The following is a 12692-nucleotide window of genomic DNA, read 5'->3' on the forward strand; positions in this document are numbered from 1 at the left end:
GAACGCCATGGACAACGGCATCAACATGGACCTCCAGTCCGCCCTCAACCACGAGAATGACTGCTTCCTCGTCACCTACGTCTCGGAAGACGGCAGGGAGGGGTTTAAGGCGTTTATTGAGAAACGAAAACCTGCATTTACGGGAAAGTAGTAAAGGCAGTCGTTAGTCTCTAGTCTCTAGTCGTTAGTGGAAGACAAAGGCGGGGACAAAGACAGGGATCAAGGCGGGCGTAACGGGGTTGTGTGAGCCCCGATGATTGCAGTACCCATAAACCCCCTAGTACCGAGGCAAAAGGTCTGGAGAAGGCGTTGCCGTCCCGGATAAATGGCATTCCAGACCCAGACCTTTTAGCCGAGGCGCCGATCAAACCCAATTTCGACCATTTAATGATCTAGAATCCGGTGACTTACCCGCGCGATGTAGCTCGCACCGCCTGTGCCCGGAGGGGTACGAGCGAGACCAACAGTAGGCGCTTTAAGCGCGGGGAGGCTCGATCAAAGGTCTCTCGCCTCCGACCCCAAGCCGGAGGCGAGAGACCTTCTATGCGGGGGGATCGTAGACTGTCGATGGAATGCAATGGTCCAGAAGGATTATCTGGTCGAGCTGGGACGTGGGAGTCGGGTACTCTGCGGGCCATAAGGCTGCCTGCATTGTTCCGGGCGCCAGCCATGCATAATTATCGATCATAATCCTTTGTTGCGTAATTCTGGTTGGAGAAACGGTCAGGGACAACATATCCGTGGCGAAAATGACAGGGCCGTTGTACCAGGTACGAATGTCCCTGAGCGCGGGACCCGTGGTATCCGGATTGACCTGAAAATGAGTAACCACGGCCAGTCGGGGCCTGGTTTGGCTCATGATGTAGCCGAAAGCTTTTTGCGGGGTATGGGAGCTGTCCTGGATGTTCTGGGCCGTTTGCACTGCCTGAGTGTAGCCCGCCTGCCCCGGCTTAAGCCCTGTGTTCTTTTGCGCCCAGGTGTCGGGCGGCACGACCATCTCATGAATCAGGACATCCACCCCCTGTCCATGCTCAATGACATAATCATTGGGCTTCGTATCGCCGGTAAAGATCATGGACATACCGTTATATATCAGCTTGTAACTTATCGAGCCGTTCCTGTCGTGGGCCGCGGGGAAATGGGTGATTGTCACTCCGTTTTTGTTATAGCAGGGGGGGCCGTTATCCTGGGTCCAGTCCAGTTCCGACACTGTCAGGTCATACCCGTTGTTCCCGGTTCCCCTCGCTCCAAGGCCGGTCTGCAAGAAACTGAATGCCTGCACATGCCAGCTCGTGAGCGCCTGGAATGCATTACAGAATGCAATGGTCCCGTCGTCGGGATTTTCGGCGGTTGTGGGGTTCACCATGTTGGAGCGGCTGGGTCCCCAGATCTGGAGAGCTGTCTTCCGGTCGCCCGAGGGTCCGAAACAGTATATGTGCGTGAGGTCGGATATATGGTCCCCGTGGAGATGGGTAAGAAATATTTTGTCCATTTTCGAAAAGGGGATGCCCATGGCATTGTACTTGGCTACTACTCCTGTTCCGCAGTCAAATATGAACTGATCACCGCTGCCCACTTCAACATATACGCTGTTGCATTCCTGGGCAGTGCGGGGAATACAGGAAGTCCCGAGAAATGTGATCCTCATCTCGTTTGTTTTCAGGGCTCTCATTCGAGGGAAGGATCCTCTCCCCGAAGCCGCTCCCGCCGGTTCCGAGGCGCGTGCCCGGCGTGACGTCAAGCTTCCGAGGCCGAACGCCCCCAAGGCCGCCACTGGAAACTTCAATAAATTTCTTCGCGTGATGCGATGGCCCATAATTCCTCCCTTTACCCGGAACACGAATTCCGGTTTCCCTTTCGGTTGATAATTCTCCTTACGTTACTATTTGGCGGGAATGGTTGTCAAAGAAAAAGAATCTCCTTTCGAATGCCAGCCGCCTGGACAATCGAAGGGGACATCCTGCATTCCCCCCGTCAACAGCTATGTCAGAAACTATAAATTTCCAACAATGTAAAATCTCCATTAACCACGGCCTGCACGCGCTATAGGGGACGCTCTTGACATATGATTCCTGGGAAGTAAGTGCCATTTCTGAAATAGTGGCTGCGGACACGATATTTTATGCTGTATTTACAGCGTGTTAGGTGCACTATTTTGGGCCTATTTGCCTGAAAGTGAGTCGCTTCTCACGAATCACGTATTGCATTACGATTCCGCTACTCCGTGGTGTGATTCTTCATGCCCGTAACGCACGTATAGATCTGACCGGTCTGTTTCATCATGTCATCATTCGGGGTAGACGAGGGGTGAAAGAGAAGTCAAATGTCAATATGTCAAGGATGTCCCCTACTCCGGTGCCTATCATCCGAAGATGCTCCTTCAGGCCTTTCTCTTTGCTGGCTTCGTCTTTTTCTGAGACGTTATTTTTCCCTGCTTGGCCTTGGAATTTTATCTATACCTTGTCCAATTCTTCGTAGAGCCTTTATTTTGAGCAAGGTCCGTTGCAGCGGCATTCCAGGAAAATAGTGATGCTGCGAACAGGACGATGCCCGGTTTGGCAAAGCGCTTTTTAACATAAAGTTCCTCAGAAAATATCGATGTTGAATAAAAACAGAAATCGTGTGGCTATTCATTCCGCCGGCTATTTATCCGATGGGAATGCGAAATGCAAAGAATAACGAAGACATTATCAGAGGACCCTCAAGGGAACACCCTATATTCAGACGGGGCCCAAAACTGTGGGACCTCATCAAATGTGTGGCATTTATCACATAAAACCTGGACCGGGCTCTGATACAATGCTTTACAAGACGGAGGCTTTCGATTGCCGTGCCGGCTTTCCTGTGAAGCCCTCAATCTCCCATCAAAAATAATTAAAAACCTCGTTGGCCCCTACGAATAGGGATGATAGAATGTAGTTACCACACCAAATTCCATCACCAACGAGGTGAATCAATTATGCCACAGGGTCTGCTTCCGTACAAGTATGAAGAAGAGAAAAGAGAATCGGGTATGACCGCTCTCGCAGGCCTCCCTCTCTACCTCGATCTCGCTTCGGTCCTGGGCCTTTCGGACTCTATCGCGACCCGCATGCACGTGATAAAGGGCTCCCAGGGCTGGTCTGACGAGCAGGTAATCCTCTCGCTCATCCTCTTGAACCTTGCAGGAGGTGACAGCGTTGACGATGTAAATATGCTTGAAAAGGATGAGGGCTTTTGCAGGGTCTTACGAAGAATAGGATTGAAAGGACTTACCCGTAAGAAGCGGAGAATAAAAGAAAGGCAATGGAAGAAAGAACGCCGCCGCACCTTTCCTTCTCCTTCACCCATATTCCGATATCTCGATGCCTTCCATGATCCCGAAGAAGAGAAGAAGCGGGAAAAAGGGAAAGCCTTCATCCCTGCCCCGAATGAGCACCTTATAAATCTCATGAATGTAAATAGGGATTTGGTTCACTCTGTAGTAAAGTCTGCCTCCGAAGCGACCCTCGATATGGACGCAACCCTCATAGAGACATCGAAGAGAAGTGCCCTCTTCAGTTATAAACACTACCGGGCTTATCAACCTTTCAATACCTGGTGGGCAGAACAAGAGTTGATCCTTCATACCGAGTTCAGGGACGGCAATGTCCCCGCAGGACATGAACAGCTTAGGGTCTTCAAGGAGGCCCTCGGCCAGCTTCCTCCCGGAGTAAAGAAAGTCTATCTCCGTTCCGATACGGCAGGGTATCAGCATGATCTTCTTAAGTATTGCGAAAATGCCGGGAATAAGCGCTTCGGCAGAATCGAGTTCGCCATAGGCGCGGATGTGATCCCTGAGTTCAAAAAGGCGGTAGCCGAAGCGGAAGAATGGAAACCGCTTCTCAAAGAGGGGAAGGAGACGGGAAAGGAATGGACCGAGACTGCCTATGTACCCAATGCCGTCGGCCACAGCAGGAAGGACCCGGAATACCGCTACCTTGCTACCCGTGAGCCTCTAAAACAGGATATCCTTCCCGGCATGGAAGGGCAGCTTTCATTCCCCACCATGATGATGGAGAGGAAACGCTACAAGATATTCGGTATCGTCACAAACAGGGACATGGAGGGTGACGATCTGATACGATGGCACTATAAGCGTGCAGGGAAATCCGAAGAGGCCCACTCCATCATGAAAGAGGACCTTGCGGGAGGAAGGCTCCCTTCGGGGAAGTTCGGTGAGAATGCCGCCTGGTGGTGGATAATGGTCCTCGCGTTTAATCTCAATTCGGCAATGAAACGCTTGGCATTAAAGGGATCATGGGCTACCAGGAGAATGAAGGCAATCCGCTTTTCTCTCATCAACCTGCCGGGAAGAGTCCTGGTCCATGCGAGGGAACTCGTCATCCGCATCTCCGGGGAACAGGAGATATTGCTCGCTACGCGGCAGAGAATCATGGAGCTTGCGCCTTCGGGGTAGATGATGAGAAGCGACGAGGAGATTCTATATGAAAGCAGACCACGAAAGGAGGGGTATGCTTAAATCTTGCCCGTCAGAGAGGCTTATGCCATGTCTGAATAAACGAAATGGGATCAAGGGTCCATATTTGATGCCGATTTAAGAGGTGTTTGGAAAAGATGGCCCGGAGAGGGGAAAAGTGGGGATTGGGAAAAAGAGGTGGTGGATTGTGGAAGCTATCCTTAATTGACATGTCCGTCGAAAGTGACTATGCGTGTAGGTAACACCATAATCAGACAACGTGCCTGTGCGTTTCTTCGGTACCGCATAATGTTGTCAGAGACAACGAAAAACACAGGTATTCTTAGCATGGGAGGGTAAAAGATGAAAAAGCTGGTGATGGCAGTCGTCGCATTCAGTGTGCTTCTGGGGTGGGGTATCACGAATGCATCGGCACAGCAGGTAGCCTGGGATGACCCGTACGATCTTCTTACCACAAGCCTTACGAAAATGTCGGCAGACTCTTCATTATACGGCATCAATGGGACAGGCCAGATTGTCGCGGTGAGTCTTGCTTCGACCGTGGCGGGCACGCCGGGCACGGGCGTCGATGTCTCACAAGCGACCGATCTTGCGGTCTCCCAAAAAGGAACAGTCTTCGCAATCAACGACACCACAGTCGTCACGTGGACTGCCGCGGCCGGCATTGCCGTCCTTTCCCCGCAACCGAAAATTCCCGATGTGGCGGGCACATTTAAGCAGATCGCCTTCGGAGAAGGCGGAAAGCTTTTCGTGCTCTATCAGGCAACAGCGGACGGCCACCAGTACATTCTCCAGGGTCACGAGGTCAATCAGACCATGGAGGCCGCATTCGACCCGAGAACGCTCAATCTCGCCGCAAAAGGAAACTGGGTAAGCTGCAAGATCAGTCTTCCTGAGGGACACTCGGAAAGGGACATCGATGCCGATACGGTGCAGATCACGAGGATACAGGCACCGGTGCCCGGAGGTGCCCCGGTGGATGCGGCCGTGGCCATTTTCCGGGCCCCCGGCTCTCCTGCGAGCGCGGATTCCAATCGCCTTCACGTGAAGTTCCTGCGGTATGACAAGAACGTCCCGAACAATCCCCAGTCCCTGAACGCGGCGCTCCTGGGCCTCCTTCCCGCGTCGGGACAGCACAAGGCCATCTACCAGGTAACGGTTACCGTGAGGGCCCAGCTCACCACAACGGAAGAGTGGTTCGAGGGAACCGGGAGCTTTCAGGCTATGGTGCCGAAAGAGCCGAGGTAAATCGCCTCAGGCAAACCGGACAAACGGGGGTTTAAGGCCCCCGTTTTTTTTGCGGGCATCCGGCGGGCGTGCTTCTTCAAAGTAATCCTTCCCTATTCCTCTTGAAATGCAAGGATTAAAGAATTAATAGATTAGAAGGTGGGGTAATCATGGCAAGAAACCAGAAGTACTAAAGTTGTTTTCAGATTGCACTATGCCGGGACGAGCAAAAGGTGTGATTTGACCGATGATTTGTAAAAATTGTTCCACCCAAATGCCGGAAAGCACGAAATTCTGCCCGAAATGCGGTCTGCGCAATGAGGCAGTGGAGATAGATACACCGCCGCGAATGCCACAGGCTGAACCTGCCGAGGAAACTACTTCCGAAGTCGCCACTTTTTTTTCCCAAGAAGATGAACCCTTAAAACCGGCGCCGGGGGAGAAAGCATCCAAAAACGCCGAATTCGACATGGTCGACAGGGAAACATCTGGGGTAGACAAGTCAATTGACGGGAAATTAACGGATCATGCGCAGGAAATAGATGGTGCCGCAAAAGGTGTTGGACCCAAGGCCGTTCATCGGAGGTCTTCGAAGTTCAAGCTGTCCATGAACTACACACTACTTGCAATCGCATTTGTTTTGCTGGTTGCATGTGTGGCCGGCGGCTTATATTGGCGTTCCCTTTTACAAAATCAAATTAGAATGCCCCTGTCCGTGGGCGGAAAAATACCGGCCGTAGGCTCGGTCAAGACCATAGTTGCACCTTCCAAAAATTTACAGGAGCCCATACAGCCTGCTAAGCCGGTTTCCCCCTCGGCGACTCCCTCGCGATCTCACGAGCCGGATATTGCCTGGATAGAAACAGTAATTAACAACAGCCTGAGATTCAATCATATTCACACAGTTTCGGTCAAAGTGAATCAGGATATGGAGGCTGTGGTGACCGGCGTGGTCGGCGATGAAACCGTGAAGGCTCACGCGCTCGCGATAATATCATCCTACGCCGACCTGAAGGGCATGGAGGCAAATATTCGGATAAAACCCCAGGGGCAGCCTGTCAGTCCGGCCATGATCGAAAGCGAAATCAACCTATTGCTGCAAAATAAAGGAATAAGCAGTGTCACGGCTGAGGTAGATCAAAATATGGTGGTCACCCTCAAGGGGACGGTACAGGGCAAAAATGAGAGAAAGAAGGCGCTTTCCTTCACGAAAGGAATGAAAGGAATAAAGGGCATTAAAGACATTATTTTTGTGGTGGAACCCCAATATGAGGATATATGAGAGTACGTTTTCTTACGAGCCCGCTGCGATTTCCGGTCGTTCTTTTCCTGGCTGCAATTCTTTTTAGTTGTGCCCAGGGAAACCTGCCCAAGAAGATTGAAAGCAGACCCTTAGAAGAGAAGACCGAGTCCAGGGATGGATTGGCAGATACTTCAAGGGTTGAGAAGATCGATGTCGATATAACGCTCTCTTTGCCGGTTATTCGACCGGTCACGGTAACCCGTGGAAACAAAGTGACCTTTCAGATGAATTACATGCTCTCCTCGACTGATAAAGCGAAGGAATTCGATGTAATTGAAGTGATTGCCCTTTCCGGAGCGAAAATGGATTTGCAGTTATCCCGAAAGGCCTCGCGAAAGGCTCAAGGAAGCCATGTCCTGACGCTTGAATTTGGCATACCTCCGGACCTGCCCCCGGGGTCTTACCAGGCAACAGGCATTATCAGGGCCGAAGACACCGAAAAAAAGGGAGCAACCGATTTCACGGTGAAGCGACGGAAATAGACGAGGAAACTATTGGTTGTACCCAATGGGGGACGTCCTTGACATATTGACATTTACATTTCCTCTCCCCCGTGATATAATTCTTTTATGCCCCGTCACGCACGCATAGATTTGACCGGTGTGCTTCATCATGTCATCATCCGGGGTATCGAACAAAGCTCTGTCTTTGAAGACAGTAAGGATTGCGAGAACTTCCTTGCCCGTCTCGGCGCCATTCTTACCGAAACCGGAACCTCCTGTTACGCGTGGGCCCTTCTCACGAACCACGGCCACTTCCTCATCCGGACCGGAGCCTTTCCCCTCTCCACCGTCATGGGGAGACTCCTCACGGGGTATGCCCAGCAATTCAACAGGCGTCACACACGTCATGGCCATCTTTTTCAGAATCGCTATAAGGCGTTTCTCGTGGAGGACGAACCCTATTTCCTCGAACTCATCCGCTATATCCACCTGAACCCCATACGGGCAGGTATTATCCATACCATGAAGGAGCTTGATCATTATCCGCGAACAGGTCATGCCGTCATTATGGGTAAGCTGACCCGTTCGTGGCAGGACACGTCCATGCTCGGTCTTTTCGGTCAAAAAGCACAATATCGCAGGTTTGTAGAAAAAGGCATCTCCCTGGGCCCCCAACCGGAACTAACCGGGGGCGGGCTGATACGCTCCGCCCGAGGACGGGTTGAAGTGAAGGAGTTGAGAAGGGAAGGCGTCAAAAGCGATGAGCGGATACTGGGAAGGAGCGACTTCGTGGATTCGGTCCTTAGAAGAGCTGAAGAGGCCTCCCGGAAAAGACTTGAGTTGAAGGAAACAGGACTTACCCTCGAAACGCTCATTAAAGATGTGGCCCGTCACTTCAATACCGATGAAGGGTTAATTAGAAGCCCCATCAAACAAAGGACGGTCTCACGAACGCGGGCCATTATCGTCCACCTGGCTCTCGACCGGTTGAGGATAATGGGCGTTGAGGCAGGAAAGGTCTTGAACCTGACCCCTTCGGCAATATCCAGGCTCGCCGCACGAGGGAGAACCGACCCGCTGTCCCGGGAGATTGAGGGCGCGCTGCCGGTCTTTAAGTCGAGGGGTTGAAGAAGATGTCAAATGTCAATATATCAAGGACGTCCCCCAACTGTATCCAAGATTACTCGATACATGATGTGCAGTTCTGTTTTTTTATCGTTATTAACCATCATTGAGGGTCTAGAATTCTTGAAAATATGTGGAATAAACTGATGCTATTCAAGAAATTTATCTTCATCGATGCGATTGCTCCGAAAATTTCCATGCGGTACTTTATGTAAAGTTATCGAAATGTTGGATGATCTAGTCCGGACCATTTCACCATCCTCTTTTGATTCTGTCCATGAAGTTTCGTTTATAGTAAATGCTTGAGTTTCAGAAAACGATTTTCGGTAATTAAATTTTTTAATTTTTGGATTCCAATCCATCCCGAATGAAACTCGCAAAACATATTCTCCCGAAGGAATCCGTTTCGCAGTGAAGCGTTCATGAGCACGAATATAGAAATTTCTGATTTTGGAGGAAGCATCATTCCCCAAGCGCATTACTTTTACCACCGAATCAGAATCTGTGCCGTTATCTACAGTGATTTCCGAATGTCCTGATCCGATGAACCATCCGATATAAGGAGCAGCGCCGGTTTTCAAACGATTTGGATTAACAGGCTCGGTTTTTGTCGGAGCTTTGAGTGCTTCTGATACAATCGTTTGATTCGTCGATTTCTTTTGACCCGCGGGATCGCTAATATCGGGAACTGTTCGGCTAAAGGAACCTGTGTGATAAGTATTAAAAATGAGAGCAAGCAACAAAAATATACCGATGCCCACTAAATAATATAAAATAACTTTCTTGTTTTGTTTTTGACCTTGAGTCTCCTGAGAGTGCTTTTGCTTACTTTCTTCCGTCCTGACTTTTTCTGAGGCAACTCCTTCGTCGTATGACCTTCCACACACCCCACAAGATCCGTTAAACCCGATGACGCCGGTGCAGGCTCCATCACCACAAAGGGAACCGGCGTGAGGATCGGGCTTTGGTGGAGGAGGTGGTTGTCCAGTCTGCGTCCCAACAAGGTATTTCCCACATTTTCCACATTTGGCTGCTGTAAGATTAATGTTCGAATGCGCCCTATTGTTGGCGCCGCAGTGTGGACAAACAATAATTGTCCAAGTGAAGCCGCCATTGGAACCTTGATGCTCTGATTTTCGACTCGTAAAAGCTTCAGAGTTCGCTTTGTCAAGATATCGACAAAGGCAGTCGTAAGCCGCATTTATCTCCTTCATTTTATTTAAAGCTTTCTTCTGAAGCCTTTCGTTATGGGAGTAACGATCAGGGTGCCAAATTTGAGCAAGATCTCTATACGCCTCTTTGACATCTGATATCGAAGCAGACTGAGGCAATTCCAGTACTTTATACGCTTGTTTTAGCTCCATGTGGGGGTTTGTCTCCTAAGGAAACCTTCTACCATACCATTATGAGATACATCCTATGATATTTTTTGTCAGAGTTATTTGTCAATAAATTAAGAAAGAGGGTAGTGACTCAGTTTGAGCATTAAACTAAAGTTATCTTTTTTATCATCCGATAAAGCATCAGGATTGAAGTGTACGGGTCACGACATTATATTCAGATAGGTAGTCAGCAATCAAAATGCACATTTTTGTGCATTTAGTGTTGACAAACAAAATGGGGCATAAGATAATGAGCAAGCAGAGGGGAAAAATAGGGGGAAACATGTCAGCGCGTCCTGCTAAGGATTTTACGATTACATTTAGAGTAGATATTTGCGTTGAAGAGGACGGACCATCTTTTTATGCTTATTGCCCCGTCCTTAAGGGCATCCATGTAGATGGTGAAACGAAAGAGGAAGCCTTAGATAACGCTAAAGTGGCAGTTGAACTCTATATACAATCCTTAATAAAGCACAACAAACCCATTCCGCTGGAAGTCGTAGAGGCACCACAAGAAGAACAGTCCTCCACCTTGTGCCCAGCCCAACAAAGACATACAGAGGAAGTGCGGATAGCGATATAAGGGCTGGATGACTTATCCTCCCCACATCTGGAATCAACTCAAGAATACCACCGCAAAAGAACTCAAGAAAGCATTAGACAATGATGAAAATTGGCAACCAGATGGAAGCAAAGGCTCAATATTGCTCTATTCCCACCCAGATGGTCGTAAAGCTGGCATCCATTTCCACTCAGGTAAAACATATGGACCTAAGATGTTGAAAGGATTGTTAGATTATATCTCTTGGTCAGAAAATGAAATGAGGGAGTTAGGGTTAATTAAGTAAATCAACAATATCTCTTATCTCCCACACACGCTCCGTAACTCCCGCCGCCATTGCCGGGGTAACTCTCAAGGTCTTATGAATCCGGCAAAAGTTATAATGCATGAAATGAAGGGCCACGGCGTGAGCATGGTTCTCTGCTTTCTTTGAAAAGGCATTAGTAAGCCGGGTAAACCTTCTCATACTCATACGCATTGTAAGGTTTTGCCGCTCTACATAGCTCGTAGATACATGCTCTTTGTCGGGCCTACCGCATATTACTTTCTTCTCAGCACCAGTACAGATAGCGGGGCTATACCTTGTGTCTCCTTGTTGACCTTCGTTGCCGTAGAGCTTTATAAGCATGGCATAGTCTATATCGCCACCGAAGGCATACTCGACGGCGTTAAGGTACATCTTGTGGCCGTCTGTGGTAAGCTGCACCTTATCCTGTAGACGTTCGGAAAGGTCACTTATAAATTCCATTGCCGCGCCCGCTCCACGATCAGCAACAAGCCATGAAACCATAAGCTTTGTATCGGCGTCCAGGGCTGTCCATGTCCATACATCCCCATACCCAAACTGGCCCTTCTTGTCTTCGGGCACGTTCTTCTCTTTGGCATAACAGAAGGACCATATCTCGTCACATTGAATCCGTTTACAGGGCAGATTGCGCAATGCCTTGTCTTGAAACTCCGCACAGGCTTTGCCGATCTCAGGGACAAACTTAAGAACGGTATTAAAGGCTACGTTACATATTCTTGCCGTAGCCCGAAGGCTGTTACCCTCAACAAGAACCGCCAATATCTGAGCTTGCTTGTCTTTGTTTAGCCTGTTCATATTATAAGTATACTTAAGCCGCTCAAGCATGTCAAGTACATAATGATAGATTAATCAGTCATTTTTGGTAGGGCCTTCGTTATCCTGATCTTGTCTGCGATTTCGTCAAAATCTGACCTGAATTCTTTGTCCTGTTTCACTCGAAAAATAGCATATTCGGCATAAGCGTGACGTTCGGCGTCATCTCGTCTAACTCTGCCATAACCCTGTAAAACCTCATAAGCATTAAATTCCAAGAACTGATCAAGTTTTTCTATCCAATCCGCCATAGTCATCCTTTTGCGTCGTTTGGCGAAATTCTCAGCCCAATCAAGATACATGCTGACCAACCTTTTCATATCATCCATCTCGTTCTCGATGAGGAAATTCTTGCCCACAACCACATCTACCTTTGTAATTTTCCCTCGCTTGCCTTCATTTTTATAGGAACACAACCCCATCTTGGGCTTGGAGGCATCCGCCCTCAGTTTAATCAATTCAGCGGCCGTTTGGCCGCTAACGGCAAAAATAATCTTGTCTTGAACGTGGGCATAGAACCGTTGCGTCAGAGGAGAATCTTTGTCGTAGTCTATGCTACATTCTCTATAGATATCCGTTATCTTTTGATAGAACCTTCTCTCTGATAATCTTATCTCTCTTATTCGGTCAAGTAACTCATCGAAATAATCCTTGCCGAACAATTGGTTGCCTTGTTTAAGCCGATCATCGTTTAACGAGTAGCCCTTGATTAGGTATTCTCTCAACACCGTTGTTGCCCACTTCCTGAACTGAGTAGCTTGGTATGAATTCACCCTGTACCCTACTGATATAATTGCGTCTAAATTATAAAAGTTGGTTGCATAGTTTTTTCCATCGGAGGCAGTTAGCAAGATTTCCTTGCACACTGAGTTTTCATCTAACTCCCCAGAGTCAAATATATTTCCTAAATGCCCAGTGACATTTTGCCGAGAGGTACCAAAAATCTCTGCCATAACTTTTTGCGAAACCCATACGGTCTCATCTCCCACAGCCACTTGAACCTTGATTGAACCATCAGAAGAGGAGTAGAACATAAAGCTTGTTTGTTGCCTATCGAGCGGTAAGGCTATT

General features: G+C 48.9%; 11 protein-coding genes. 7 read left to right on the forward strand and 4 right to left on the reverse strand.

The features are described from left to right. Window positions 1-541: 541 nt before the first annotated feature. Window positions 542-1672, reverse strand: coding sequence for an MBL fold metallo-hydrolase (locus tag VGJ94_14170; protein ID HEY3277759.1), 1131 nt, complete (start codon window positions 1670-1672; stop codon window positions 542-544). Between the two features lie 1287 nt (window positions 1673-2959). Between VGJ94_14170 and VGJ94_14175 the strand changes: the two genes are divergently transcribed. The 5 genes from VGJ94_14175 (at window position 2960) to VGJ94_14195 (ending at window position 8560) form a co-directional block, all read left to right on the forward strand. Next, window positions 2960-4438, forward strand: coding sequence for an IS1380 family transposase (locus tag VGJ94_14175; GenBank protein HEY3277760.1), 1479 nt, complete (start codon window positions 2960-2962; stop codon window positions 4436-4438). A gap of 363 nt (window positions 4439-4801) precedes the next feature. Beyond that, on the forward strand, window positions 4802-5707 hold the full coding sequence (locus VGJ94_14180; GenBank protein HEY3277761.1) for a hypothetical protein: 906 nt from the start codon (window positions 4802-4804) through the stop codon (window positions 5705-5707). Window positions 5708-6011: 304 nt separating this feature from the next. After that, entirely contained in the window at window positions 6012-6968 is a 957-nt protein-coding gene (locus VGJ94_14185) for a BON domain-containing protein (GenBank protein HEY3277762.1), read from the forward strand. After that, a complete protein-coding gene (locus VGJ94_14190) occupies window positions 6965-7471 on the forward strand; it encodes a hypothetical protein (protein HEY3277763.1) in 507 nt (168 codons plus the stop codon). The genes VGJ94_14185 and VGJ94_14190 overlap by 4 nt, the downstream gene beginning before the upstream one ends. An 87-nt stretch (window positions 7472-7558) precedes the next feature. Beyond that, window positions 7559-8560, forward strand: coding sequence for a transposase (locus VGJ94_14195; protein ID HEY3277764.1), 1002 nt, complete (start codon window positions 7559-7561; stop codon window positions 8558-8560). A gap of 146 nt (window positions 8561-8706) precedes the next feature. Here the strand turns inward: VGJ94_14195 and VGJ94_14200 are convergent, their stop codons facing one another. Continuing rightward, a complete protein-coding gene (locus tag VGJ94_14200) occupies window positions 8707-9921 on the reverse strand; it encodes a J domain-containing protein (protein HEY3277765.1) in 1215 nt (404 codons plus the stop codon). Between the two features lie 268 nt (window positions 9922-10189). Here VGJ94_14200 and VGJ94_14205 point away from each other — a divergent pair, with 268 nt between their 5' ends. Both VGJ94_14205 and VGJ94_14210 read left to right on the forward strand, forming a co-directional pair. Beyond that, on the forward strand, window positions 10190-10522 hold the full coding sequence (locus VGJ94_14205) for a type II toxin-antitoxin system HicB family antitoxin (GenBank protein ID HEY3277766.1): 333 nt from the start codon (window positions 10190-10192) through the stop codon (window positions 10520-10522). Between the two features lie 7 nt (window positions 10523-10529). Further along, entirely contained in the window at window positions 10530-10787 is a 258-nt protein-coding gene (locus VGJ94_14210; GenBank protein ID HEY3277767.1) for a hypothetical protein, read from the forward strand. Here the strand turns inward: VGJ94_14210 and VGJ94_14215 are convergent. Beyond that, window positions 10776-11603: an IS1 family transposase gene (locus VGJ94_14215; GenBank protein HEY3277768.1), complete on the reverse strand. Its 828-nt coding sequence runs from the start codon at window positions 11601-11603 to the stop codon at window positions 10776-10778. The genes VGJ94_14210 and VGJ94_14215 overlap by 12 nt on opposite strands. Before the next feature lie 50 nt (window positions 11604-11653). Further along, window positions 11654-12692 (reverse strand): virulence RhuM family protein (locus tag VGJ94_14220; GenBank protein HEY3277769.1); only part of this gene is annotated, 1039 nt, incomplete at its 5' end.

Source organism: Syntrophorhabdaceae bacterium, from assembly GCA_036504895.1.
Classification (GTDB): Bacteria; Desulfobacterota; Syntrophorhabdia; order Syntrophorhabdales; family Syntrophorhabdaceae; genus PNOM01.